At 61.9% G+C, this 26087-nt stretch carries 24 protein-coding genes and 3 pseudogenes; 10 read left to right on the top strand and 17 right to left on the bottom strand.

The window, feature by feature from the left end:
- Positions 1 to 26: 26 nt before the first annotated feature.
- The 9 genes from fdhD to AB1555_07045 all read left to right on the top strand — a co-directional run bounded on the left by fdhD (position 27) and on the right by AB1555_07045 (position 10362).
- Positions 27 to 869, top strand: coding sequence for a formate dehydrogenase accessory sulfurtransferase FdhD (gene fdhD / locus AB1555_07085; protein MEW6246456.1), 843 nt, complete (start codon positions 27 to 29; stop codon positions 867 to 869).
- Positions 870 to 936: 67 nt separating this feature from the next.
- Positions 937 to 1170: a hypothetical protein gene (locus AB1555_07080; GenBank protein MEW6246455.1), complete on the top strand. Its 234-nt coding sequence runs from the start codon at positions 937 to 939 to the stop codon at positions 1168 to 1170.
- Positions 1167 to 1613, top strand: coding sequence for a type II toxin-antitoxin system VapC family toxin (locus tag AB1555_07075; GenBank protein MEW6246454.1), 447 nt, complete (start codon positions 1167 to 1169; stop codon positions 1611 to 1613). Before AB1555_07080 ends, AB1555_07075 begins: the two co-directional genes overlap by 4 nt.
- Before the next feature lie 121 nt (positions 1614 to 1734).
- Entirely contained in the window at positions 1735 to 3072 is a 1338-nt protein-coding gene (locus tag AB1555_07070) for an FAD-dependent oxidoreductase (protein ID MEW6246453.1), read from the top strand.
- A gap of 471 nt (positions 3073 to 3543) precedes the next feature.
- Entirely contained in the window at positions 3544 to 3879 is a 336-nt protein-coding gene (locus AB1555_07065; GenBank protein ID MEW6246452.1) for a YnfA family protein, read from the top strand.
- Positions 3880 to 3954: 75 nt separating this feature from the next.
- Positions 3955 to 4179, top strand: a complete 225-nt coding sequence (locus AB1555_07060) for a DUF4160 domain-containing protein (GenBank protein MEW6246451.1) — start codon at positions 3955 to 3957, stop codon at positions 4177 to 4179.
- Positions 4160 to 4501: a DUF2442 domain-containing protein gene (locus AB1555_07055; protein MEW6246450.1), complete on the top strand. Its 342-nt coding sequence runs from the start codon at positions 4160 to 4162 to the stop codon at positions 4499 to 4501. The genes AB1555_07060 and AB1555_07055 overlap by 20 nt, the downstream gene beginning before the upstream one ends.
- A gap of 832 nt (positions 4502 to 5333) precedes the next feature.
- Positions 5334 to 8768 (top strand): glycosyl hydrolase family 8, encoded by a 3435-nt coding sequence (locus tag AB1555_07050; protein MEW6246449.1) that lies wholly within the window; start codon positions 5334 to 5336, stop codon positions 8766 to 8768.
- Positions 8769 to 8778: 10 nt separating this feature from the next.
- Positions 8779 to 10362 (top strand): tetratricopeptide repeat protein, encoded by a 1584-nt coding sequence (locus AB1555_07045; protein ID MEW6246448.1) that lies wholly within the window; start codon positions 8779 to 8781, stop codon positions 10360 to 10362.
- Between the two features lie 3 nt (positions 10363 to 10365).
- Here the strand turns inward: AB1555_07045 and AB1555_07040 are convergent, their stop codons facing one another.
- The 17 genes and pseudogenes from AB1555_07040 to AB1555_06960 all read right to left on the bottom strand — a co-directional run bounded on the left by AB1555_07040 (position 10366) and on the right by AB1555_06960 (position 24819).
- Entirely contained in the window at positions 10366 to 10524 is a 159-nt protein-coding gene (locus tag AB1555_07040; protein ID MEW6246447.1) for a sigma factor-like helix-turn-helix DNA-binding protein, read from the bottom strand.
- Between the two features lie 145 nt (positions 10525 to 10669).
- Positions 10670 to 11026 (bottom strand): annotated as a pseudogene (locus AB1555_07035) (serine protease).
- A gap of 34 nt (positions 11027 to 11060) precedes the next feature.
- Positions 11061 to 11729, bottom strand: coding sequence for a hypothetical protein (locus tag AB1555_07030; GenBank protein ID MEW6246446.1), 669 nt, complete (start codon positions 11727 to 11729; stop codon positions 11061 to 11063).
- A 123-nt stretch (positions 11730 to 11852) separates the two neighbouring features.
- Positions 11853 to 12107 carry a hypothetical protein gene (locus tag AB1555_07025; protein MEW6246445.1) on the bottom strand — a complete coding sequence of 85 codons (255 nt, stop codon included), beginning with the start codon at positions 12105 to 12107 and terminating at the stop codon, positions 11853 to 11855.
- A gap of 912 nt (positions 12108 to 13019) precedes the next feature.
- The gene (locus tag AB1555_07020; GenBank protein MEW6246444.1) at positions 13020 to 13439 is read right to left on the bottom strand and encodes a tyrosine-protein phosphatase; all 420 of its coding nucleotides are present in this window, start codon (positions 13437 to 13439) and stop codon (positions 13020 to 13022) included.
- 210 nt (positions 13440 to 13649) lie between these two features.
- Positions 13650 to 13970 (bottom strand): annotated as a pseudogene (locus tag AB1555_07015) (zinc ribbon domain-containing protein).
- A gap of 32 nt (positions 13971 to 14002) precedes the next feature.
- On the bottom strand, positions 14003 to 14779 hold the full coding sequence (locus tag AB1555_07010) for a hypothetical protein (protein ID MEW6246443.1): 777 nt from the start codon (positions 14777 to 14779) through the stop codon (positions 14003 to 14005).
- A gap of 140 nt (positions 14780 to 14919) precedes the next feature.
- A complete protein-coding gene (locus AB1555_07005) occupies positions 14920 to 15144 on the bottom strand; it encodes a DarT ssDNA thymidine ADP-ribosyltransferase family protein (GenBank protein MEW6246442.1) in 225 nt (74 codons plus the stop codon).
- Between the two features lie 125 nt (positions 15145 to 15269).
- Positions 15270 to 15653 (bottom strand): DUF5615 family PIN-like protein, encoded by a 384-nt coding sequence (locus tag AB1555_07000; protein ID MEW6246441.1) that lies wholly within the window; start codon positions 15651 to 15653, stop codon positions 15270 to 15272.
- Entirely contained in the window at positions 15650 to 16096 is a 447-nt protein-coding gene (locus AB1555_06995; protein MEW6246440.1) for a DUF433 domain-containing protein, read from the bottom strand. The genes AB1555_07000 and AB1555_06995 overlap by 4 nt, the downstream gene beginning before the upstream one ends.
- Positions 16097 to 16523: 427 nt before the next feature.
- A pseudogene (locus tag AB1555_06990) lies at positions 16524 to 17402 on the bottom strand (transposase).
- 15 nt (positions 17403 to 17417) lie between these two features.
- Positions 17418 to 17591 (bottom strand): hypothetical protein, encoded by a 174-nt coding sequence (locus AB1555_06985; GenBank protein ID MEW6246439.1) that lies wholly within the window; start codon positions 17589 to 17591, stop codon positions 17418 to 17420.
- 170 nt (positions 17592 to 17761) lie between these two features.
- Positions 17762 to 18613 carry a hypothetical protein gene (locus AB1555_06980; GenBank protein MEW6246438.1) on the bottom strand — a complete coding sequence of 284 codons (852 nt, stop codon included), beginning with the start codon at positions 18611 to 18613 and terminating at the stop codon, positions 17762 to 17764.
- A 6-nt stretch (positions 18614 to 18619) separates the two neighbouring features.
- Positions 18620 to 20293, bottom strand: coding sequence for a restriction endonuclease subunit S (locus AB1555_06975; GenBank protein MEW6246437.1), 1674 nt, complete (start codon positions 20291 to 20293; stop codon positions 18620 to 18622).
- A 318-nt stretch (positions 20294 to 20611) separates the two neighbouring features.
- The gene (locus AB1555_06970; protein MEW6246436.1) at positions 20612 to 22255 is read right to left on the bottom strand and encodes a class I SAM-dependent DNA methyltransferase; all 1644 of its coding nucleotides are present in this window, start codon (positions 22253 to 22255) and stop codon (positions 20612 to 20614) included.
- Positions 22239 to 24575 (bottom strand): DEAD/DEAH box helicase family protein, encoded by a 2337-nt coding sequence (locus tag AB1555_06965; GenBank protein ID MEW6246435.1) that lies wholly within the window; start codon positions 24573 to 24575, stop codon positions 22239 to 22241. The genes AB1555_06970 and AB1555_06965 overlap by 17 nt, the downstream gene beginning before the upstream one ends.
- Before the next feature lie 10 nt (positions 24576 to 24585).
- Positions 24586 to 24819 carry a helix-turn-helix transcriptional regulator gene (locus AB1555_06960; GenBank protein MEW6246434.1) on the bottom strand — a complete coding sequence of 78 codons (234 nt, stop codon included), beginning with the start codon at positions 24817 to 24819 and terminating at the stop codon, positions 24586 to 24588.
- Positions 24820 to 25242: 423 nt separating this feature from the next.
- Between AB1555_06960 and AB1555_06955 the strand changes: the two genes are divergently transcribed.
- A complete protein-coding gene (locus AB1555_06955) occupies positions 25243 to 26082 on the top strand; it encodes an aldo/keto reductase (GenBank protein ID MEW6246433.1) in 840 nt (279 codons plus the stop codon).
- The last annotated feature ends 5 nt before the right edge of the window (positions 26083 to 26087 follow it).

The following is a 26087-nucleotide window of genomic DNA, read 5'->3' as shown; positions in this document are numbered from 1 at the left end:
CTCGCTCCCAGAAGCAAGGCGGCTCTGTGCCTCCCTCCCCTCAGACATCCTCCCGCCCTCTGGACGTCACGCAGGTGACCGAGTGGCAGGAAGGCAAGGTCTCGCGGTTCGACGATTACCTGGTCGGCGAGGAGCCGCTGGAGATTCGCCTCGGCGGTCGTCCGATCAGCGTGACGATGCGCACGCCCGGACATGACCTCGAATTGGCCGCCGGCTTTTTGTTGACCGAAGGGGTGATCAGCGGTCGCGAGCAGATTGCGAGCCTTCGCCAGGTCGCTGCGCGGGGCCGCAAAAGCAATGTCGTCCGCGTGACGCTGCGTCGCGGCGTGTCCGTTCCGACCACCCGCGTGCGGCGCAACTTCACCGTGTCGTCCAGTTGCGGGCTGTGCGGGAAGACGTCCATCGATGCAGTGCGGGTCCGCGGCATCGCCCGGCCCAATCCGGACCTGCGCGTCTCCCCGGATACCCTCTGCTTCCTGCCCGACGCGCTGCGGTCCGCTCAAGCCCTGTTCGGGCGAACCGGCGGCCCTCATGCCGCCGGCTTGTTCGACGCCACGGGCAAGCTGATCGCCTTGCGGGAGGACGTGGGCCGGCACAACGCTGTGGACAAGCTGATCGGCTGGGCCCTGCTGGAGCAGCGTCTGCCGCTCGAAGACTCCGTCTTGCTCGTGAGCGGCCGCGGGAGCTTTGAAATCGTCCAGAAGGCCCTCGTCGCCGGCGTCCCCATCGTTGCGTGTATCTCGGCCCCCTCCAGCCTCGCCGTCCAACTCGCCTGGGAATTCGGCCTCACGCTCGTCGGCTTCCTGCGCGGCAAACGGTTCGTCGTGTACACGGGAGAAAACCGCGTGCTGTACCATGCTCCACGCTGAAAGCGCGCTTGACACATCCGTAAAGAATCCATACGCTTGTTGAAGATTTCAACAAAAGGAGCGAGCGATGGCCACGGTGAACTTCAGCGTGCCGAGCGATATCAAGCAAGCCTTTGACAAGGCGTTTGCCGGGCAGAACAAGAGCGCCGTGTTAGCCGATCTCATGCGCCAGGCCGTGGAGGAGCGGCGGCGACGGCGCCAGCGGGCGCGCGCGATCGAGCGCTTGCTGCAACTGCGCAAGAAGGCGCGACGGGTCAGCGACAGGACGATCCGGGTTGCTCGCAGGCAAGGACGACCGTGAGCACGGTCGTCCTTGATGCCAGCGTCATCATCAAATGGATCTTTCCCGATCGACCTGAAGAAGCTCACTCCCACCTGGCCCTTCAAATCCTCCAACACATCAAAGAAGCCCGCTTAGCGGTCATCCAGCCGTCTCATTGGTTGGCTGAGGTCGCGGCGGTCTTGACACGCCTGGAGCCCCGCGTGGCCAAGGAAGCGCTGCCCCTCCTCTATGCTTTGGAGTTCCCTGTATCGGGAGGGCTGGAAGTTTATCAAAGGGCCTGCAGTCTGGCCGTCACCTTCAGCCAGCACGTCTTCGATACGCTCTACCATGCGGTGGCGTTAACAGAGCCTGAGGCCATGCTCATCACGGCGGATGAGCGATACTATCGGAAGGCTGCCAAGGCTGGACGGATTGTGCGCCTGAGAGATTACCGTCCGGTCCTTCTCGGGTCTGAATCGTAGGCATCATTAGCGGTAAGCGGTTCTTATCCATACGGGCGAAGACCGCGTGCGCTTGTGATCTACCCCCAGCCCGTGCATGGTCCGCCTGCGACCATGCATATGTGATCCTCTGCAGGGCCTGATGGACTTCAATGTGCTGATCGTCGGCGGAGGCATTCACGGCGTCGGGCTGTTGCATGACCTCGCCACCCGGAAGATCGAGGGCGTCCACCTGCTCGAACAGGCCAAGCTGGCCTCGGGCACGTCCAGCCGCACCACCAAGTTGGTGCACGGCGGGCTGAGGTACCTGGAGCATCCGGCGCAATGGGGCCTGGTGCGCGAAGCCCTCCGGGAACGCGTGCTCCTGCTCAGGAACCTGCCCGAACTGGTCTCGCCTCTTCGCTTCGTGCTGCCGAACGTCACGGGCGGGAGGCCCGCCTGGCTCGTCCGTGCCGGGCTCGCTCTCTATGACCGACTTGCGCGGGAAGGCGGGCTCCCCAAGACACGCCGTCTCACCAAGACCGAGATCGCGCAGATGGCCCCGTACCTCCGCCGCGAGCGCCTCGAACAGGACGTGCGGTCAGGCTTCCTCTACTACGATGCCCAGATGCTGGACGACGCGATCGTGCGCGTCGCGGCGCGGGCCGCCACCCGCTTAGGCGCCACGTACGCCGAGCACACGCGCGTGGAAGAGGTCGCGCCGCACGGCGGAGGATTTCGCGTGCGCCTCACTTCCCCGGAAGGTCGGCAAGTCGTGACGAGCCGGGTCATCGTGAACGCGACGGGAGCCTGGGCGAACGCCAACCTATTGATTTGGGGATACAGCCCGCGGGTGCCCTGTCTCCTGAACGTAGGCTCCCATCTCCTGTTGTCACCGGAGGCCGTGGCCGCCCGCTCTGAAGACTGCGCGGCGACGCTCTTGCAGCACGATGACGGGCGCGTGCTCTTTTTCATCCCGTGGCAGGGACACTGGCTGCTCGGCACCACCGAGTCGGTGCTCGAAGGGACACCGGACAAGTGGGAATGCCCGCCGGGCGATCGGGACTATCTCCTCCGAGCGGCTGAGCGGAATCTCGCCCTCATCGAGCCGGCGCGCCATATCAGGGAATTCTTCTGCGGCATCAGAACGATTCCCCTTCCCCACCATAGAGTGAAGCTTCAAACCCATTCGGCGCCGGACGCCTGGCGCGACCAGCCCTTTGCGTCGCCCTGGTATCTCCGCACGGAGGATCGCGATGTCTCCGCGTTGTCCCGCGAAGCCGTGGTGGATGAAGTCACGCGTAATCTGTTCACCATCTACGGCGGCAAGTTCACCACCTACCGCGCGCTCTGCGAGCGGGTCGGCAATCGCCTCGCCGCCCGCCTGGGCCGCCCGACGCCCAGCGGCACTCATCTGAAAGAGAATTGGTTTCTGGACGATCTCAAGCAGACAGAGCCGGACCTGTTTCGCTCCGACCCCAGCCTCCGCCAACGGCATTGACTCTCTCACAGCCCGAGAAGCTGGACATCTGGGAGCGGCAGACGAATTTCACCTTTCCTTCGAGGCCGGTGAGAACCGCGCCTTGTTCACACATGACACGCGAGGCTTCTTGCGTCTGGCAAGCGGCTGGTCTTCAGCTCGTCGCGCTCACGCCGGAATCCTCTTGGCGCACCAAGTCCCCCTTCTGGAACTGATCCTCCGCTTCCGCGCGCTTCTGCTCCGTTGCCAAGCCACTGACCTTTCCAATCAAGTGCTGTGGCTTCCTCCTCCGCTTGAGGATGAGTAGCTCGGCTGCCTGTTGACAGAATCGCGTGCGGTTCGGCTGCGAAGGATCGCGAAAAGACTCCGCTGCCTTTTCTTTTCCATAAGCTCGATTGCGCAGTCCCGCCATTGCGAGGACACCGGCGAGGGCTTATACTGCCCTGGACCGGTCCGGTGACATATGGAAAACCAGATAATCCATCGTTAGGCATGAGTGAGTTTTTGAAGACCTTCGGTTTGTTTATCCTGACCGCAGTCGCGGAGATTGTCGGCTGTTATCTTCCGTACCTCTGGCTGAGGAAAGGTGGGTCCGCCTGGCTTCTGGTGCCGGGCGCGTTGAGCCTCTGTCTGTTCACGTGGCTATTGTCGCTTCATCCCACCGCTGCGGGCCGCGTCTATGCTGCCTATGGCGGCGTGTACGTTGCCGCAGCCATCTTGTGGCTCTGGCTGATGGATTCTGTACGGCCCACAGCATGGGATCTTATCGGCTCAGGCGTGGCGATATTGGGTATGTGCATCATCATGTTTGGACCGCGTCACACATAACCAGCACTTTGAGCGGATGGCCTGGCTCCGCTCGGCTGGCGCGGAAGTGCGGCGTTAGAAAGTTAGAGCGGGGGTCTGACCCCTTATTTTGTCTCGTTTCTTTTTTACGCGGGCGACCGCGATGAACCGCCGCATGTTCATGTTGAGCGCGAGGATAAAGTTGCAAAGTTCTGGCTTGATCCGATCCGGTTGCAGCGGAGTGGCGGATTTTCCCGGCGAGAGATGAGCCGGATTCAGAAACTCCTGAACATGCGCCACACCAAACTATTGAAGGCTTGGGATGAGTATTTCCGCGGTTGAAATCGAGGGCCCAAAGGCCGAACGCGTCACGGTAACAGAAGACACCCTTACTGTTGATCTCAGCGACGGACGGACCATCTCTGTCCCTCTTGCCTGGTTTCCGAGGTTGTTACATGCTTCGCCTGCGGAGCGCAAGAACTGGCGGTTGATCGGCAAAGGGCAAGGAATGCATTGGGCGGACCTAGACGAGGACGTTAGTGTTGAAGGTCTGCTGGCGGGCAAACCTTCCGGTGAGAGCCAGTCGTCTTTCAGGAAATGGCTGGCAGCCCCCAGATCTCGCCCGACAAAGCGCTCCAGCCGCTGCCTCACGCAACGCGGCTGAGCTTGGTCGTCAGCCTTCAGGGGGAGACGAGTCAATGAACTAATGGAAATGGAGGTCGCCATGGCAGACCTAGCCGAGGTCTTAAAAGAGGCCCTGAGCTTAGAGGTTCGTGATCGTGCCGCTCTGGCGGAAAGGCTGCTCGCCAGCTTGGAAGATCTCACCGAAGAGGAAGCAGAGCGTCTCTGGAGTGTTACCACACCGAGCGTGGAGTCCCCTACATGGAGTTGAGCCTTTACGGCAATCAGCCAACGTATGTCATTGACTACATGCAGCCTGACCACGGTCGAGAGGGAACAAAGGAGGCATGAGTCTAAAAAAGAGTTCTTCCGGAGATCACGCAGTTCCACCCAGGGGCTGGGTCGGCCTGCGTCGCGAATTGCGCGGAGGCTCGGGTCCCGCACTTGCCGAGCAGATGCGGTGCGCGAAGCGCAGGCCGAGGACTGTTCGAAGCTGGGTTTGCGCGTGGCGCAGAAGCCAGCAAGTTCCGCAGGCCAGCAGATGCGACGCTTCGTGCAGTCGGGCCGGAGCGCCTGAGCTGCGCAGGCCGACCCAGCCCCTCCTCTGTGCCAGCGTCCGTGATTACACCGTTGCCCACACAGGATTCAGAAGACCATCAAAATAGGTGCCCGGTCTCTTTCCTCCCCGCGGACGCGCCTCTGCAATTCAGCATCATTGCCGATTCCACGCTGAATATGCTTTAATCCTCGGCATGTCAGCGACCGGCCGATCACATTCCTTCTTGCTGCGTTCCCTCCCGCCGCTCCACCCCCGCTAATCACGCCGGCTTCTGGTTGTTACACAGGTTACGACTATGACTCAGTATTGGAGACTCATGCGCGCCTCCGTCGCTCAAGGCAGCCTTGCGCTGCTCCTCACGCTCGCGGTGCCGGCTGCGGGACTGGCCGATGTCCCGCGCTCGTCCAGCGATCTGTACATCCGGCAGTTGGACGAACTTTCCGCGCTGTGGAGCTTCTACAAGCAGAAGTACATCCTGAACGGCCGCGTCATCAGCTTGGACGAGAACGGGATCACGACCTCGGAAGGCCAAAGCTATGCGATGCTGCGGGCCGTGTGGTCGAACGACCGCCAGACTTTTTCCAGCGTGTGGACATGGACGAAACAGAACTTGCAGGTCCGGCCCGACAAACTCTTTGCCTGGAAGTGGAAAGGCAAGGTCCTCTCGATCAACTCCGCCACGGACGCCGACACCGACATCGCGCTGGCGCTGATCCTGGCGTCGCGGCGATTCGACGAGCCGGCCTACGAGCAAGAAGCCCTCGCGATTCTGGATGCGATCTGGAAGACGGAAGTCCTGACGATCGGCCAACGATCCTACGTGACCGCCGGCAACTGGGCGCCGCAGGAAGACTATCCGACGATCCACATGGCCTATCTCGCACCCTATGCGTACGAAGTCTTCGCGAACCTCGATCGGCGCCATCCGTGGAGACAGCTCATCGAGAGCTCCTACGCGATCCTCAGGTGGCTCTACTTCGAGAAGAACCTGCCGCTGCCGCCGGAGATCGTCTACCTCAACAAGCGCACCGGTGAGCTGCTCCTGAAGCATCCGCAGTCCGGCGCGTCGGCCCAGTTCAGTTATGATGCGGTGCCGTTGTTCTGGCGGATGGCGGTGGACGCGAATTGGTTCGGCCGCCGTGCGGAAGCCGATCTCCGCCGCCACATGCTGGCCTTCTTTTGGAAAGAATGGCAGGCGCGCAAGAAATTTTTCGACCAGTACACCGTGACCGGCGAGCCCCGCTCCGCCTTCGAAGGGCTGCCGCTCTACGCAACCGTCCAGGCCCTCGCCGTTCAGGAAGGCCACGATCTCGCTCGAGTCCTGAGCGAAACGAAGCTCGGAACGCTGCACGACAAGGCCCTCGCCGGCAAAGACACGCCCTACTATCTCCACAACTGGCTCTGGTTCGGGCGGGCGTTCGAGCTGCATCTCATACGGACCTACGACGAGTTCCTCGGCTTTCTTCGGCCGTTCGACTTCAAAGGCTTCTCAGCCCACTTCCCCTGGGAACTGTTCTTCCTGACGATCGGCCTCTACTTCGTCGCCAGGTACCATCCGCTGTTGAAGCTTGCGTTTCTCGTCTGCGGCTTGACGCTGTGCGGCCGTTATCTCGTGTGGCGTTTCACCCACACGCTGAACTTCGTGGAGACCGCCGGCCCGTTCATCAGCCTCTCGCTCTGGGCAGCGGAACTCTATGCCTTCTCGACGGTGGTACTGCTCCTGGTGCAGGTGGGACTGGGGAGGAAACAACCGCGCCACGCGCCTCCTCCGGCGCCGCCCGGTTTCGCGCCGTCCGTGGACATCTTCATTCCGATCTACACGGAGTCGTGCGACATTCTCGAAAAGACCCTCATCGGCGCCGGCGCGATCGAGTATCCGAACAAGCGCCTCTACGTCCTGGATGACGGCCACCGGCCGGAAGTGGCCGAGCTGGCCGCCGACTACGGCGCGGTTTATCTCAAGGGACCTCGCCGGCATGCCAAGGCCGGCAACCTGAACCATGCGTTGACCCACACGTTGGGCGAACTGGTGGTCGTGTTCGATACCGACCACATTCCGGTCACGAGCTTTCTCAAGGAGACCGTCCCCTTCTTCGCCGACCCGAAGGTGGCGTTCGTCCAGACGCCCCACCACTTCTACAATCAGGACATTTACCAGCGCGCGCTCTCCGCCGGGCCGCGGATTCCGAACGAGCAGGATCTGTTCAACCACGCCATTCAGGGCGGACGCGCGTCGTGGAACGGCGCCTTCTTCGTCGGCAGCGGCGCGGTCTTCCGGCGCAGCGCGATCGCCGAGATCAACGGCTTCAACCTGATGAGCATCACCGAGGACATTCACACCAGCCAACACCTCCACGCCAAGGGGTGGCGGTCGGCGTTCGTGGACAAGGATCTCGCCGTCGGACTGACGGCGGAAAACCTGTCTTCCTACCTCGTCCAACGGCGGCGCTGGCTGCTCGGCTGCCTGCAAATCTTTTTCAAGGACAACCCGCTCCTTTGCCGAGGATTGACGCTGCGCCAGCGCCTGGGCTATTTCGCCTCCCTTTATTACTTCTTCTTTCCCGCCGCGCGCGTCGTCTTCTGGATCACGCCGCTCTACTACCTGCTGTTCCATCTCCATCCGATTTTCTCGGACGTTTCGATCCTGGTCGCCTACCTGCTTCCGTTTCTCGTCATCCTGCCGTTGCTGTCTTATGCGCTCTTGCCCGGCTGGCCCCGGCTCCTTTGGGCGTCGCTCTATGAGATGCCGGTCAGCTTCCCTCTCTTTCGATCCATGTTCGACCTGCTGCTCCCCAGACGGCTTGGCTTCAAGGTCACGCCGAAGGGCCTCACGTCGGACCGGCGGGCCTTCGACTGGGGGTCGTCAAAAGGCCTCCTCCTCGCCACCGTCATGACGGTCATCGCCATCGGCAAGGGCTTGGCCGAGTTCTTCTATTTCGGCATCGAAAAGGATGCCTATTTCTTCAACCTGAGTTGGGCTTCGCTGAACCTGCTGTTCCTGCTGGCCGGTCTCCTGATCGCCTGGGAGAAACCGCAACGGCGCGCGGAGGAGCGGATCAGAAAATCCGTGCCGTTCACGCTGCAGGCAGATACCTTTAGCGTTCATGGGCAGACCGCAGACCTGAGCCTGGCCGGCATCTCATTCATCACGCCGTCGAGTGACCCGATCCCGCCCTATGTCGAACTCACACTGCACGACCGGCGCCCCGTCACGTGCCGATGCCGGGTCGTCTACCACGAACGGGTCGGCCGCCGATACCGATGCGGCCTCGCCATTCTGGCGGCGAACCAGGAGACCCGCCGGGCATTGATCTTGAATCTGTTCGCCGACCCGAACACCTGGCGGAACGCACACGAAGACCGTGTGCGGAGTAATCTGCTCATGGCCTGGCATTTCTTTCGCGGGATCGTGCTCGGCTTTCGACCAGCCAGACGGACTCGCCGTCAAACCGTTCGCCGCAAGACCTGGCGGCTCGCGCACGTCCGTATCGGATCGCACCGGAGGCGGGTGCTGGTCCGCGACTGGTCCCCGCGCGGCGCCGGCGTGTGGTGTCTGGGCCGCCGGATTCTTTCGGAGGAACCGTGGCGACTCGTCAACCCGTCGCACATCGACGCGCCGTTCCGGCCCGTGTACCAGCGCCGCGTCCTCATTCTTTTCCGCCGTGTCGGCTTGCAGGCCGACGCGCAGACCTCGCGAGAGCCTGAGCCGCAATCGGCGCTCGCGATCGCCGTCCAGCATTCGCATTCATGAGGATACGACGATGATGTGGTTGAGAAAGATGCTTTCTGCCGCAGGCCTGCTGTGCGCAGTCTTCGGGAGCGCGACCGTCTGGGCCGCCGACTTCACCGAGTCCTGGTACATGTCCCGCGGGCGGGCGAACATGGAGATCGGCAACTACAAGGCGGCGATCGAGGCGTTCGAGAAAGTGGTGGAGAAAAATCCGGACAACCGGGAGGCGATGCGCAGCCTGGGTCTTGCGTATGAGAAGCAGGGCCTGAAGGACAAAGCGATCGAGCAATTCGACCGGTATCTCGACAAGTGGGAGGACGATCCGGAGATCGCGTTCAAGCAGGCGCAGGCACTCGAATGGTCGCGCTACGCCTACCGCGAGAAAGACATGATGAAGTATTACCGGATGGGGCTAAAACGGAAGGATGACCCGCGCATGCGCCTCAAGTACGCGGCCCATCTGGCGAAGCGCAAGGAGACCAGTCAGGAGGCCATCGTCCAGTATGAAAAGGTGCTGGCGAAGGAGCCCCGCAACGTCGAGGCCCACCGCGGCTTGGCGAAGGCCTACGCCTGGCTGGGCGACAACGACAAGGCGCTCTATTACAGCAACCTGGCCCGCGACTATTCCCGGCGCGAACCCGGCGACATGACCGTGCTGCGCCGCGAGATGATGAAAGGCCGGGAGCCGACGGTGGAAGCCTCGGCGGGCGTCCTCGTCCAGCCTGAACGGCCCTTCGAACTGTACGGGCTCCGCCTCGGTTCACGCGGGAAGATGGACTTGACGCCGTTCACCACGAGCACGCTGGAAGTGGGGGCCGAGCACTTCTGGGATTCATCGGAGAACCGGTCGGGCGGGTATCTGTCGCTCGGGAACCAGCTTCGGTTCAACCCGACGAACCGCCTGGACGCCCTCCTGGAGTATCACGGGGTGACCAGAGGCGACGGGCTGGCCTACAAATTCGAGTTCACGCACGAGGCCGCGGCGTTCACGGTCCGGCCGGGCGTGAAGCGCGAATACCGCTACGACTCGTTCGCCGCCCTGGTGGGATCGCGCAAGACCGGTCCCATCCTCGGTCTCGCCCGTTCGACACTCTTTTACACGGACCTCACCTTCGAAACCGGCCAGGCGCGGGTTGATGTGACGCCGTTCGTGGGCTGGGTCTCGGCCGAAAACCTCGACAACAACGGCCAGGTGGGGCTCGACGCCAAGATCGCGGTGCCGTTCTGGCAGGACGACCGCTGGGACGTCTACGCGGAATACCTCTTCTACCTCACCCACTACGCCGAGGACCAGTCCGGCTTCCGGCCCAGCGCGGTCGAGCCGCTGCCGGGCGGCTATTTCAGCCCCAGCGTCTTCGTGAACCAGATCCCGCGTCTGGCGGCCACCTACATCACCGAGAACAAGGGCGAACTCTATATGGCGGCCGGCCCGGCGATCCAATACATCGACGAGGCCGTGAAGTCCCCGGTCTTTCGGGTCGGCGGCGACGCGCACGCCTCATACACGATGAAGCTCCCGCAGCGGTTCCTGTTCAAAGTGCTGGCGGACTTCACTCAGATCGCCACCGTGTATGTTCGCTTCCAGACCAACGCGCTGCTGGTGTATACGTTCTGACTGTCAAATAGCTGTAGCGAACAGCGAAGAGCTCAAAGCTCTTTGCCATGAGCTTTTCACTCTTGTGCAGATCTCCTTGCATTCCAACCCTTCGACCTCCCGCAGCACCAGAACCTCCCGCAGCGTGTCCGGCAGGGCTTGAATCGCCTGCTCCAGCAACATGGCGTTGTCCTTCTATGATTCAGACGCCGTTGTGCAAAGACTCCCGACCCCTTTTATCCGACCCCAGGCCAGCACATGTTCCAGCAGGCCTGGCCAGTCCTGCTTGCGCTCCAGCTCAAGAGCTGTCATGTACCACTGCATCCGTTCAGACACCCGCTGTCATACACCACATGACCGCGTGCTGGGCGGCTAGCTTGGTCGTCGTGCTCCGTTGTGAGAGCGCGGCGACCCACTCAACCGGTACCGCGAAATTCAACTGCTGTCGGCCGCTGAGGAAGGAGGTCGACAGCCCGATCAGCCGGCCTCGCTCATCAAAGAGCTCATCGCCACTGGAGCCCGGCGAGAGCGGCGCACTGATTTGCAACACGCGCCCGCCAGGCACGTCGCGCAAACCCGAGATAACACCTTTCGATACCGTGAGCTTGGGACTTTGCGGGGCACCGATGGCAACGACCTTCTGCCCGATCTTGAGCGACTGCCTCTCACCCCGCTCGACCGCAGGGGCATCGAACCCCGTCTCGGTATTCCCGCGATGCTCAGAAGACTAGCGCGTGGCGGCGCGGAAAGTAGCCCACGGGACGACCACAGAGGATCTCGTTGCCGACGATGCCCTGGGTGTCGGCCATCATCAAGGTCCCGCCAAGCAAGCCGGGCAACCGACCGCAGCGAAGCGTCAACACGACGCCTCCGAGCGCAATCTCCACCTGATAGGTCTCGGTCTGGAACTGGCCAATGCCAGGGTAGAAATCGGTGACGCGGCCAGCGGCAGGAAAGGCCGCTAGCGCGTCATCCTGCCAGTACGAAATCTGCGCGCCGGTATCGAAGAACATCCGATACTCACGACCGGTAATCCGCGCCGTGAGGATCGGGATCCCCATCCACTCGGACAACGGCACGGTCTGGCCGCTGTGCGCCAACTCGTTCGTCGACACGGTGAGCGTGCCGCCGGCGACATCAAAGATATAATCAAAACACCCCAACACGTCTGCGCCGAGAAGCCCGGCACACGGGACGCCGACGAAGCGCGTAAGCGTCGAAGCCGTAAGTCCGAGATAGGTGGCACCGAGGCTGAACCGCTTGCCAGCCAGCGAAAGACTGCCGGAGGCACCAAAGCTGGTTGGCGCTCCGGTATCAAGAAGCCAGAACTCACCGTTCAGTTCGAGGAAGAGGTGTCCGTCTCGAAGTTTGAGCGGGACTGTATTCATCGGCGAGGTACGAGACCGCCGAACCGCCCCCGGTTCAGCGCTGGACCATCCGGCGGACCATCGGCTACGACTCTTTGTGTGGGATCCACATAATATGTGTCCATTCCTCCACCGACACTCCTCCTACCCATCCGACGAGCGTTCCTCAGACTCCGCCTTCAGCCGGTGTTCAATCATCCGCCGCAGGCGGCCCCATGCACCTTTTCTTCGACCGATCCGAGCAACGAGGGCCACCGCCTCCGCGACCCCCAGGTTCGCAACCTCACTCTCCTGTGTCGGGATCAGCTCGGGAGGCACGGAATCGAGGTTCACCGCCGAATCCGTCGCAAACCGCGAGAGGCGTTCGGCTCCGGACATGGAAGCAAGGACCGCAAGCATTTCCCTACGCTCCTCATTCCTTTTTCGCGTTTGGGCTAGACGGATGGCATGTGCCCGTGCTTTTTCCTCTCGCTTCAGGCGCCTTCGCTCTTCGACGGCCTGGGGACTCTCATAGGTCTGACGCCGCTCCCGCTCTGCGTGTCTTGCTCGCTCACGAGCCTCCATGTGTGCCAACTGCTCGCCGGCCGGACTACCAGAGAGCTCGGTGGCGAGATCCACCGGAACCCCATGCCTCAGCAACGGTGGATCCAGATCAAGGATGATCGTGCGGAACGCATCGGTGCTACACCACTCCGGCGGCAAGTGACGCAAACCGGCAACCAGGGCTCGGACCGTCGCCTCGCGTTCGTCGGCGGACAAGCTTTCAAGCAAACCACGGGGGTCGCCAGCCGAATTGAGCCGGGCGCGAGCCACTCCTGCCTGATGAGCTGCCGCAGTCCAGAAGGCCCGTCGAAATTCCAAGCCCCCGCACGTCGTGCAGTATGGCTTGGTACACCATCTCGCATCTTGAGCGGCAACGATCACCGCCTCTAGCCAGCCCCTGACGTCATGATCGGTCATGACTCCTCCCATGAAGAGGGCCTCGGTCAACAGCGAGGAGAACGTGCCCCGGACCGTTCCGGTCCTCTCCTCCCCACCAAGTCGAGAGGATGGTCCCTTCTCTCCCCTGCGGGCTCGGTCGCCCATTCCTCGGGCGCACGCTCAGCCCTTTGCTGTCGTCAACGAGATCTACCGTTAACAACGTCGGACGAATCTTCGCAGTCCCTCATGTCGAAGGCTGGTTCTTTACTTCTCCAAACTTTCCACATGGCTAGTATGGCGACCTGCGAACGACATCTCCGTGACATGCGCTCGCCCGTTGATAGCTTCGGGCACTATGCGAAAGCGCTAGTCGTCCGATCGAATGTGAGGCTAGACCTCGGGCCACCGACGAACAACATCACCCTGCCACGTGGATTCAGGCCACCCCGACTTGCCTCGCGCTATGTGAATTTCGTTCAGATACGAGACCACGTCCTCGCCGTCATAATCGAGTTCACGCAGGACGCAGCCGAGAACCGTGCCAGTGCGCCCCCGGCCGCCGTGGCAATGGACAACAACCCCGCGCTTTTTGTGAAGCGATTGGATTGTGGCACGCACCGCCTCTCGGATGAGTCTCAGTTCCCGATCTGGACAGCCCGGCGGGCCACCGTGTACCAGGTCTTCAAGCTGAGCCCTAAAGATCACTGTCAGCGGTGCTGGATCGAGGCTGTACGGATGCAGGGAGACTAGATCGGAGAAGCCACTCTTATGAATGGCTTGCCAGGGCCAAGTCGGACCAGGGAGTCTCATTCCGGCAAGCGGGGCTGGGTCCCGCAGCACCCAGTACAGGTCACCTGGAACGCAAAGCCCGGCAACTGGCGGCCCTTGGTCAGGCCGAATGCGGTTCAGGCGCTGCATAGCCGCACTGAGTTCAGCCGCGCCGCCGACGGCGGCGCGGCTGGAGCGAGTTGTTAGCTTTGACATCCTCCCCGCCCTGAAGGACGGGGATTCCTACGGCGCTCAGGGGCCGCATCCGGCGACGCCTGAGTCGCTTCGGCGGGTTCCTGCTTCCGACCTCCCCTGAGGTTCGATCCACAGGCCATCCGGGCTGACGGCTTGCGCCATCCCGCTGCAAGCGTGCAACGTGTCCTGCCCTTCGTCCCGCACTTTGTGCCTCCTGCGGGAGAGGATGTTGATGGCACCAACCAGGTCGGCGTGCGCTTCCACGCCGCAGGACACACAGACAAACCGGGCCTGGGTGGGCCGGTTGTCTGCCGACACCCGCCCGCAGACTGGGCAGGTGCGGCTTGTGTCCCTCGGCGGAACAGCGACGAGCCGCCCCGCTGTCAGTCTCGCAGGCCGTGTGGCTCCGTCTAGGCCGGTGCCGTGTCGCCGTCCCCTGGGCCGGCCGTGTCTGCGAGCCGTGCCCGGCCCTTGGCTGCCCGGGCCTCGAAACACGCGGGACTGAGATGGTAGCCGCCGCGCGCGCTCGTGTACCAGTGGTCCAGCTTCCCCGCGCCACAGTCGAAACAGCGCACGGATGCCGCACTCGCGTTCTGAGCTGGCCAGCGCTGCACCTGGCGAAAGATCGTGGCCGCCCGCACTGCTAACGGGTTCGCCGCATGCTCAGCGAGATACTCCTCCGCCAGGCCCTGCGCCGAGGCCTCGCTCTCGAAGAGGAGCCGGCCCAGGACTTCCACGGCGCAGCGGGTGAACGCGACGGAGCCACCAGGCACATCAGGCTCGTGCGTCTCTGGATGCAGCGGCAGCGTGAACGCGATCCTTCCTTCCGCCTCTGGCGGCGCGGGATACCCACCAGCCAGCGCGAACAGCCAGGCCCACGCCCGCTGATAGCGGGGATCCGATTCGACGGGATAGCCCGCTGCCCAGCCGGTCGCCAGCTCGTGCAGCACTTGCGCGGCAATCGCATAGAGGGCCGGCTCCGCAGCCGGATACCGGCTGGTGAAATAGTGGATGCCCAGCGCCAGCAACCGATCGCACGGTCCCTCGTCCACGGTGAGCGCCCAGGCCGGATCGCCTGGCACCGGGAGTCCCCACCAGCTCCCCGCGCGGAGCGTCTCCGCGACCGCGCTGAGCTCGCTGGGCGTGAGCAGCGTTTCTAGCGTGCGTTGGTCGAGTATGCCTCGCATGGGGGCTAGCCAGCTTTTGCCTGCGTTTGGGCACTGTAGCGATTACCGAGCTGCGCTGTCACAATAACGCCCGGCATGTCAATGACAGCAGGACCCCGCCCGCAGAACGCAGATGATGTCATTGTGGGCTCGGCATTTGCTCAACATCGGGTTGGGGCATCGAAGTACAAGTTGACATATTCGTGTAACAGACGCACATTCGGGATTTGCCTATCGCGCCGCCTTTCCTGGATTTCTTCCAAAGCAACAGACCTGTGCGGTAACCTGGCAGCGCGGCGGTTTGACAAGATGCCATGCTCCATAATCGACGGAACGTTTTCAATGGGCGCTATATAGTGCAACGCGGCAACATCCGACCGGTTCACTCCTCACCCTCGCCTGTATCCTGGCCCATTTAGCAATTGATGCCGCGGTGAATGATGAAGTCGAGTTCCTCGTCCGTGAAGCCGTAGTGCTTCGCCAGCACGCGGTCGATGTCGTTGATGATGGGCTAGCCTTTGTTCGGATCGTTCTGTTGCTTGGGCGACCGGACCCGAACCTTGTGTTCGGTCGCCACGACAAAGCATCCCTTCCATGCCTCAACGTTTTCTGTTTGAAAGAGGCTTCGAACCCGACTCACGAGCGCATTGCGGCCGGGATCCCGTAAGCGCACAAGTAGAAGGCCGTGGTGGGTGCCTGGCGCAAATCGGCGCACGTCCGAAAAGTCCAAATCCTGCGTGATGAAAAAGCGACCGACCGTTTGTGCCGCTTGCCAGACGTGAGCGTCATCCTGGCCGGCCAAGCCTTCCTGCGGAACGGTATCGGTCTCATGGCCAAGTTCGGCCAGAATGCGAACGAGCCTGAGGGGAAGATTTTCGTCTAGCTTGATCCTCACTGGATGTCCGGCACGCTCTGGACCGGCAGGTCTTCCTCGGCGGATGCGGCAGCGAAGGCGATCACAGCGCGGACATCCTCTTCCTTGAGCGTCGGAAAGTCTTCAAGGATTTCCTCGACCTTGGCGCCCTCTGCGAGGCTCGCCAAGACCGTCCGCACGGTCACCCGTGTGCCTTTGATTACCGGCTCCCCGCCACAGACTTTCGGATCGCGCACGATGAACTGTTGATAATTCACGGTCGCCTCCTCTCTTCCCAGATCGCTCCCATCATGTTCCCAGGGTTCAGCCTGGATTGCAACACCTGTTCTGGCATCCCAGCTTTCATACTTCTTCCCCCGCATCCTGGCCCATGCGGTACTTGACCTGCCTGCCGGCAGGCAGGTGTCGTAGTTGATGATGAAGTCGAGTTCCTCGTCCGTGAAGCCGTAGTGCTTCGCCAGCACGCGGTCGCTGTCGTTGATGATGGGCTAGCTCACTCTCGGATAAACCTCGTCGTATTTAACCAAACCAGTTTTCCTGTAGGGGATTTGTCGCCGAACACTGTTGTCGCGAAGGCTTTCCATCAGTCTTATGTTGATTGGGTTGTGTCCCGATTCCTGTAGAAATTGGCTTCTCCCCGCATGTGACGTGAACAATGACCTCAACATGTGGCTTCTCCGAGGCGATCGGCATCCGACCTGACCTCCAGTATCCCCCCTTAGGCAGCCGTCGGTGTTCCCACGGCGGCCGGGATCGCTGCGATCTCGCGCCACCCATCGATGCGCCGCATCCGAAGTTGTCCCGTGAGCAACAGGCCGTAGACGAGCAGCTCGGTCGTCTGGGCCGTCGGCAGCGCCCCTTGCGTCTTGACCCGGCGGCGGAATGCTTCATTCAGCCGCTACTGGCGTTGGTGCTGCGCCCACACTTCCACTGACTGGCCGGGAGGCGATCGAACGTGAGCCATTCCTCGCCCGCCTCCCGCAAGCTGGCGGTCACCTTGGGCAGGCGTTTCTCCCACTTGGCCACAACGGCGTGGGAGGCCTGCCGCGCCAGCGCACCGGACTCGGCTTCCGTGATCCGGTGAGAGTCCGCCGTGAGCTCCTCCCGGGCGTGGCGGGGCGCATGGCGTTCCAGATTCCGCAGCTTATGCACGACGCACCGCTGCACGGCGATCCCGGGCCAGCTGGTCTCCACGGCGGCGCGCAGCCCAGGGCTGCCATCGATCACACACAGGTGCGGCCGAGACAGCCCCCGGGCGATCAGGCTCTCCACGAACCCGCTCCAGGCCGTCGTGGACTCGCTGGTCAGCATCTCCAGATCCCGCACGACTTTCTGCCCGTCGGCGCGGACGCCCAGCGCGACCAGCACCGGGACCGAGCCCACCTGGCGATCCAGCCGGACTCGCACGGCAATGGCATCCAGGGACAGGATCACGACCCGCTCCGCCTTCAGGTCGCGGCGATGCCCGTGTGCATCCAGCGCGGTCACCTGGCCCACAAGCTGGGAGACCGCACTCTTCGACAGCGGTGCGCCCCGCAGCAACGGCCCCAGGGCCCCTTGGATCCGCCGGCCATTCGCCCCGCTGCAGGCGCAGCCGAGCATCGCCGCATCGACCGCGGCCGCCCGCCGCTCATACCGGGGGATCAGCCGGCTGCGCCATTCGATCGTCTTAGGCCCCTGGTGCAGGCGCGCCCGCGGCAGGGTTACGGCCGTCGGCCCCAGCCCGGTGGTCAGCGTCCGCTGAATCCACCCATAGCGAGACCCCTGGCGACTCGGCCCGCGGGCCTACCGGACCGCCGCCAGCGCCTCGGTCAGTTCGGTGGTCACCAACGTTTCGAGGCATTCCCGGATCTTCCCGCGCAGCGCGACGGTCAGCGGATCCGGCTCACTCAGCGCCTGCATCAGTCGCTCCGCTTTGGCTTTTCTCAGCTGCTCCGATCTGGTAGACTCCCTGCCCATAGGCGTATTCCTCCTTGTGCCGGCCCCTGCCAGGGCCGATGGTTTGAAGCTGCGGGGAGGATACGCCTATTTAATTTCCACATCGAAGAGAAAGGATCGAAGAGAAAGGGGTCGGGAGTCTTTATCAAGCCGCCGCTTTGCAAAGACTCCCGACCCCTTTTATCTTCTCCTCAACCGCCCGAGACGTGACCGTCTGCCCTTACCCGCTCCACGCACTGGATGATGCGTTCCAGGATGGCGACGGCGACATCGTCGGAGACATGCTCCGCGCCGTAGGAGAAGGGGAGTAGTGCGCTCCGGGGCACTCGACAGACGATGTCGTCCGTGGAGTGCCCTCCGCGCAAGTACTCCTGATACGGAATGCGGACACCCTGGCTGGCGTAGGCTTGGCTGATGCGCCGCGACCAGACCGGATATTGGTCTTGGTACTTCGGCGTCGTGCCGAAGTAGAGCTGCTGACCAACGTCGGCGATCCGCCCCACCCCGACGATGACGCGAGGCGTGTTCTCGTCGAGAGGGTTCCCATGGTTGCAGTAGTAGAAGACGAGGGATCGGCCGGCCTCCAACTTCCCCCAGAACCGCTTGAGAAGTTCCCGCTGCCGATCCGGCTCGAAGACCCACCCGTTGCTCCGAGACTGGTCGGGGCCCCGAATGCTCAGGTCTTCAGCCTCGCAGACCTCCTGAAAGAACTCCTCGCGCATCCAGCGGTACGGGGCCGGGCACGACGAATACGGAGGAATCTCCTCCGAAACAGGCGGTAGCTGCCTGAACTCAAGCGGGTCCCGGTGAACGATTACAAAGCCGCGGTCCGCGTAGGCGGCCGGATCGCGAGAGCAGGGCGGGAGCCAGCCGTCCAGCTCCGCGAGAGGCACGCCGGCGGCCTTGCGCTCCTTGTCGTCATCTCTTGAGTCGCGGATATGCTGGTGGACGATACAATGGGCGTTGAGGTGGGGCGCGTCGCAAACGCGGCCGTCCCAGCCTCTGTCGTGCCAAGCCAATCTCACGGACAGGTGAGTGGTCATCCAAAGTTAGCTCGGGGATTGTCGTCCTTGCCCTCGCCGGAGGCGGCTCTTCTTGGCGTAGGCGGGATATTTCTCGTAGACGGTCTTCAGCAGAGCGTTGTGATCGAGGTCGCCGTAGATCTCGATGATCGTCGCCGCGTCCTCCTGCAGGTCATCCGGCAGCGCGGCGAGCGCCTCGTCGGCCTTGGCCCGATCGACCAGCGTGATCTTGGTCTTGTCCTCTTCCGAGTCGTCATCCACGCGCACCAGGCCCTCTTCCTGGAGCGACTGGAGGTCGGTGTAGAGTTCCTTGGCGAAGGGACCGTAGTGGTAGGGCACGAAGTGGTAGATCCTCCTGCGCCCGCCGTTGCCCTCCATCTGCAGGAGGAAGGCGTACTTCATGAGTGCCGTCACCAGGACTTGGGCCGCTGTCCGAGTCGTACGTTTCACCTTCTCCGAGAGCAGGGCGAGAACCACTAGCCGCGGCACGCGCTCATGGAGCGCCTGCTGGGCGGCAATCCACTCCGCGTTGGCTGCTTCCCATTCGGCGGTCAGCTCTCCGGTGAAGGCGCGAGAAAGCAGGCTCGAAAACGCAGCAGTCGAGTCGCTGGAAGCCCTTGCCAAGCCTCTTTTAGCCTGAAGTAGCTGCTGCGCTTGTGTGACGAAATAATCTTGTTGAGACAGCGAAGGCAGTGGAATCTCAATGGAGGCTAGCGTCGTGTTCTTCAGTAACCACTGGCCTCCACTGGTGCGAACTGCCAACTTCGTTCGAAGATGGCCCAGAACCTCGGGAAGCGAAAGCCAGGTGGCCAGGAACGTGGGACGTATAATCTCCGGCCTAGCTCTAAATGCACATAGGTTTGAATCCAAAACCCAAATATTGCCCCCGACTGGCGCGTGGAAGACATCGGATTTGGCAAGGTGATGGATACTACCGTTCAACGGGGAGAAAACAATGTCCCCTTCAGCGAGTTGTGCTCGTGCGACTTCTTGTTCGTTTGCCTCTACCCTTTCGAAACATGAAAGGTCAAGGCCCGAGAGAGTGAGGTTCTTTATGCGAACAATCGGCACAGTTCCCTTCGGCGTGGGCCTTTTAGAAATGCCACGTCTGATATCGGCGCAATCCCCGAGCCGCGCCTTGGGAAACGTCGAATTTTGACCTATTGGATCGCCGAATGCCTCTTTATAAATGGCTGGCAGAATCTTGTCCGCGAGTTCAAGCGCCTCCCGTCGTTTGCGGCGAATCTCATCCGCCTTCTGGAGGATCTGGACGATCCGCTCCTGGACTGGGAGGGGAGGAAGCAGGAATTCGTGCTCCAAGATTGGACCCTGCGGAAGGCTAGGTTGCATTGTGCGACTAGCGAGACGCCCCAACTGCAGGTAATCGAGCAGATAGAACAGGAACTCGAAGTCGATTTCACGTCGCAAGTTGCTGACATACATCGCATTGTCGCTTACCCAGCACGGCGCCTTAGCGACTTGAACTGACCCACAGGCGCCGACGCGACCAATCACAATGGTGTCCGAGAAAATGAGCGGTTCATCCGCGTAACCTATTATGCTGCTAGATCCATACACTGGGATCAGTTTGTCGGGTCCCATCTGCTTCGCTGTAATTCCTTTGCCGTTGGAAAGCTGGATGTAGCGTCCCAACGCATCCTTTCTCCACCCCCGCACCTTAAGATTGGACGTCAGCTTCATCTGCCATCCTCCCACCCGAGGACGTTCTTGGCCTGATCGAGGAGCCGCAGTGTGTCGCCCGCCTTGAGGTATCTAGCCACGCCGTCCTCACAGAGAAGCCACGTCGTCCCTGGAAGAGCTAGCCTAGACCGGAAACGCCAGAGCGGCATCAGGTAGCTTTTCCACGCATCGCCAAGGCGCTGGTGGTTGCTCTTGGATGCGGAGGCAGGATCGGACTGCCTGGCTCGCTCCCGGGCTATGGACGTGAAGCAGAACGCCCAGACATGGGCCCTGGGATTCCCGACATGTTCTCGGATTCGCTGCGTTGCCGTGGCCATGTCACTCCCCGGGCTGCTTCTCAAAGCGGACCGATCTCTTAAGACCCTCAACCGACGTCGGCACCGTCACGAGCGTCAAGAGGTCCTGGAGGTCCGTCTTGATCTCCTCCTCGAGGTCCAGGAGGCGGTTGATGAGGACCTCCGGCTTCTCGTGTTGGACGGCCTGCGCCTGATGCGGGCAGTAACGGCCGGCCGTGAGGTTGTAGTCGGTCTTACGGATGTCCTCGATGTGCGCCCACCAGGACTTCTCACTCTCGAAGTCCTTCAGGCGGTCGGACTTCAAGATCGCCCGAACCCCACCGCCCTTTTCGTGGCGCCAGGTGTACGGCCAGAGGGAGACCATATGATCGAGGTCGCCGTCCGTCTCGAAGTCCGGCAGCGGCCTGCGAGTGGCTCCCAGATCGCGGCCGTCGCTGTCGACCCGATAGAACCAGGCCTTCGACGTGCGGACGTCGTCCTTGCCAAGGGGCTTGCGGAAGACGACGACGCTGGTCTTGGCGCCGCTGTAGGGGTTGAAGACGCCGTTCGGCAGGCTGATGACTGCGAGGACCTCGAACTGCTCCACCAGCTTGCGGCAAATCCTGCGGAGCATCTTCTTCGAATCGAAGAGGAGGCCTTCCTTCAGCACGACCGCCGCGCGCCCGCCCGGCCGCAGGGCGCTCATCATGTGCTGGATGAAGAGCGCCTCGTACAGCTTGATGTGGTATTCGAACTGGGCGAGCCGCTCCTGCTTGGTCGGGCCGAAAGGTGGATTCGCCAGAATGACGTCGTACTTGTTTTTGTGGAGGTCCTGGGCCTTGTTCGATAGGCTGTCGTCGTTTTGGAGCAGGCTGGAGCCATCCTTGTGCAGGATCATGTTCATCAAGGCCAGTTTGAACACCAGGGGGACATGCTCCACGCCGATGAGGTGCTTCTCTTTCAGATCCCGGATCAGGCGTTCCTTGTCCGTAAAGGAGATTCGTTTCCGCTCGATCTTGTCCCGAACGAGTTCGAACGCACGCACGATGAACCCGCCCGTACCACATGCCGGGTCGTAAACGGTCTCGCCGATCTCGGGGTCCACGATCTGAACCATCCGGTCGACGATGTGCCGTGGCGTGAAGTACTCCGCGAACTCCTTGTTCTGCCCGAACTGCTGGAGCAGGTACTCGTAGGCCCTTCCGAAGATGTCGTACCGCTCACCCTCTCCGAGGCCGCGGGACATGATCTCTTGGAGATTCAGGTCCCTGAGGCGCGAGGTGAGCTGCCGGATGGTCGTCGAGTACCGCAGTAAGAGACGAGAGTCCTTGAACAGCCGTCGCACGTCGCGCGCCGTGGGGTGAGAGGAGTGGCGGGTTGCCAGCTCTGCGAACATCTTGCGACAGAAATCCACGGAGTCCTCAAAACCTTTCTCCTTCGCGTAGGCATCGGGGTCGGCGGCCCAGTTGTGAAAGCGATAGACCTCGGGGATCAGCTGTTTGTTGTCAGGCTGCTTCTTGCCCGTCGCCTCCTCGTGCTCGGTCTCGAGTTCATCCCAGAGCTTCAAGAACAGGAAAAGGCTGAACGTCTCCAGGCGTTCCGTGGCATGGAGGGCATCGTCCCGGAAGACGTTGGCGATCTCCCAAAGCTCTTCGCCGAACTGATTGAAGTCAGGGGTTCGAGGCATGCTTTTCCTCCGAGTCGGCGGGTGTACCCGCAGAAAGCAGCAGGGCCTCCTCCGCCAGGGTCATCAGCTTGTCGAGGCTGCCGAAGAGTCTTTTGACGCGCATGATCCCTCCGGCCTGGTCGAGCCACTGGCTGCGGATGATCTGCTCAGGTACGATATCGGGGTTGGCACGCTTGAAGTCGCAGACCATCAGGACCATTTCCCGTTGCTCGCGGCCAAGGCTCTTCCCGAGCGCCCACTTGTCAAACTCCCTCCTTCGTTGGAGCGTATCGAAGTCGGCCTCGCCTGTGGCTACGGCGATGAAGTCCTCCAGGGTCGCTTCCGGCTCTCCATAGAGGTCTCGAAGGGCGGAGAGGTCGAACCCCATCGTCGCCAGGAATGAGTGGTCCGGCGCCGTGGCCCCCTTGAAGTACCGCCAGCAAAGGATAGTCTGCGCGAACCGCTGCTTCAATCCTTCGCGCTCCATGCCTCCCTTCAGCTGGGCCTCGACCTGGCGGCGAAGCTCCTCTAGGACGGCCGGGGAGATCGTCTCCGAGAAGACCAGGTGAACTGGGACATCGGCGATGACCATCTGCTGCTCGCTGCCGCCTTCTTCACCCCCAGCACCGCCGCCTTCGCCTGCCTCCCCGGCCTCGCCGCGCTCGCGCTCGATGATTTCCTCCTCTTCCTGCTCGACCGGCTCATCCTCGACGCCGGGCGTGTCGTTCGTGATGGCCGGCTCAAGCCTCGTGATGTCCACAAAGTCCACGAGCTTATAGATCTCCTTGCCTGTCTCCCGACACTTGCGGGTGCCTCGCCCTTTCATTTGAACGTAGAGGACTTTCGATTTTGTGGGACGCGCCATGAGCAGGACCTCCACGTCCGGCGCGTCGATCCCAGTGTCCAGCATTCCGACACCCACGAGGACAATCGGGCGCGGGTCCATGTTGGGGTCTTTGTGTGCTTGATCAATGATGCTCTTCCGCTCTTCGGGACCCGTGACCTTCTGGAATTCCTCAATCAAGGTGCTTGCGGCCGCCATTTCGTTGTGGACTGCGACGATGAACTTCTCCGCCGATGCATCGTTCGGCGGGAGGCTGTTCAGCTCGTTGTACTTCTCAATGAGGGCATAGCGCAGGTTTTTCGCGTGAGCTATGGAGGCAGCGAAGACAATGGTCTTCACAGGTTGGCGTGTGCCAAGGATCTCAAAGTACTTCTCAGCGATGAGTCGATTCCGTTGCGGCACGTCCACGGCGCGCCCAAGCTGATCGGGCTCAAAGTCGAATCCCATGTCGTGGACGCCTTCGAGGTCCACGTTCGTGTGGAACTTGTGGTGGATGCACGCCGCCAGCCGCTCCCACTCCGGCACTTCAGGATTGGTCTCGCCCTGGCGGATGGTGTATCGGTAGATCGGCCCTCGGTACTGCCCTGGGTCGGTGAAGAACCGGTCCGTGTTAACCGTCTCCTTGTCTGCTGGCGTCGCGGTCAACCCCAGAAGGATCGCGCCGCCCTTGGCGAAATGATCGAGCACGCCATACCAGTCCCCGAAGTAGGACCGATGGCATTCGTCCAGGATCACGAGGTTGAAGTGGTCCGGGGCATAAGCGAGATACTTGTTGCGGACTGCCATGTGCTGGATGGTGGTCACCAGGACGTCGCGGTGCTTGTCCTCGTTCGCTCCCGTGGCCCGCTCGATGCTGAAGTTGTCTCCCAGGTGCGTCTTGAACTTCTTCACCGTCTGGACCGCCAGGGCGTCGCGGTCCACTAGGAAGAGCGTTCTCCGGATGAGCCCCACGGCCCAGAGTTTGGCGATGACACCGGCGGCGGTGATGGTCTTGCCCGTACCAGTAGCCATCTGGAGATACATCCGCCGACGTCCCGCCTGGACGGCACCCAGCACCTGCGACACGGCGACCCGCTGATAGTCCCGAAGGGCGCCATGGAGTTCCACCGCCTGCGGCCGGAAGAACTCTCCGAATTCCGCGGGTGTCGGGAAGTTCGAGATTCGTTCCGGCAGCGTGTTGGCCTTCAGGTTCTGCCGAAGGAAGACCTTCCCGTCGCTCGCGAAGAGGAGCGGGACGTCGTGGCCGGTGTTGCGCTTGTAGGCCCGCGCATAGCCCTTGGCCTGGTCCAGGGCGGCCCAGAGGTCCTTCCCCGGTTTCTTCGCCTCAAGGATGGCAACGAGGCGACCGTTGTGCAGGAAGACGCGGTCGGCTTCCTCGCCGTCCAGGTGATCGCGCCAGCGCTTGCGGGTGACCGTGAAGTCGGTGACGTTCCAGCCACGCTCCCGGAGGTGGGCTTCGATCAAGAGCTCGGCTTCGTCTTCGTTGATCTCGCGCACGGGCGATCTCCTACGTTTCTTCCGGGAAGTAGCGCTCCAGCAGCCTAGCGCCGTCTTGCCCCAGGCCCACGGCGATCTCGCGTATCCGAGCAACCGCCAGCGGTGACGGTTTCGCCCGGGCGTTCTCCCATCGGTTGATGGTAGGAGAGGTCACGCCCAGCCTGGCCGCGAACTTCTCCTGGCTGAGCCCGAGGCGATTCCGCAACTCACGAACCAGGCGAGGTATTCCGTTCTGTTTCCTCATCGGCCTCCTCGGTCAGCGGTGTGGTATGGCCATGATCGTGCATCCATCACGGCAGTTGATTTATCATATGATCAGGCAGAAATTCTGTCAACCTTCATCCCGGCAGACCCCACCGGGTCGGTAGCCGACGAACCTTCATGGAGAAGTTCGGCGAAGAGAGAGGGGTCGGGAGTCTTTATATTAATCAAGCCGTGGCCTTGCAAAGACTCCCGACCCCTTTTATCCGACCCCTTTTATCGAAGACCCGGTTGTTCCGTTCTTTATCCTGGACTAGAATCTCGCTGGGTGACGAGCCTCGTTCCGGCTGATGCGGAAACTGACCAAGCCCACCAAAGGATCGCGGCGCCGGCGCCTGGAGGACAAAGCCAAACGGGCCCGGGTGAAAGCCCTGAGAGGAAAACCGATGAATGGAAAGGACTTCACATGACCTTGACCGCCTATAACCAGGTGTCGATTCCCTCGTTCATGTACGGCACGGCGTGGAAAAGGGAGGCGACCACGTCTTTGGTCCAACAAGCCGTACTGGCCGGGTTCCGCGCGATCGACACGGCCAATCAGCCGCAACATTACGATGAACCTCGGGTGGGAGAGGCGCTGCGGCTGCTTGCGGCCGAAGGCATCCCGCGAGAGAGCCTGTTTCTTCAGACGAAGTTCACGCCCCTGAACGGCCACGACCACCGGATCCCGTACGATCCCACGGCCGATTTGACCACCCAGGTCAAGCAGTCTTTCGAAGGCTCGCTGGCCCATCTCCACACCGACTATCTCGATTCCTATGTCCTCCATGGGCCGTATTCTCGGCGGGGCTTGAGCCAAGCGGATTGGGAAGTGTGGGCAGCCATTGAAGGACTCTATCGGGGAGGGAAAACCCGAATGATCGGCATCAGCAATGTGACGGCCGAGCAACTCTCTCTGCTGTGTGAGCGCGCGGCTGTTAAACCCATGGTGGTGCAAAACCGCTGTTACGCCGCGCTCGGATGGGATAAAGAGGTGCGGGAGATTTGCCGGCCCCACGGCCTCATCTATCAAGGCTTTTCCCTCTTGACCGCCAACCGGGGAGTGTTTGCTGATCCGGACATTCGCGCCATCGCCTCACGGCATGGGACCGGCGTCGCCCAGGTCATCTTTCGGTTTGCCATGCAGATCGGCATGCTCCCGCTGACCGGCACCACGGATCCGCAACATATGAAGGAAGATCTCCAAGCGGACCAGTTCACCCTCTCTCCGGAAGAAATCGAGCGGATTGAAACGATCGCGCTGTAGAGAGA

The sequence above is a fragment of the Nitrospirota bacterium genome, from assembly GCA_040755395.1.
Taxonomy (GTDB): domain Bacteria; phylum Nitrospirota; class Nitrospiria; order Nitrospirales; family Nitrospiraceae; genus DATLZU01.
This window is presented reverse-complemented; position numbering and strand designations above follow the sequence as displayed.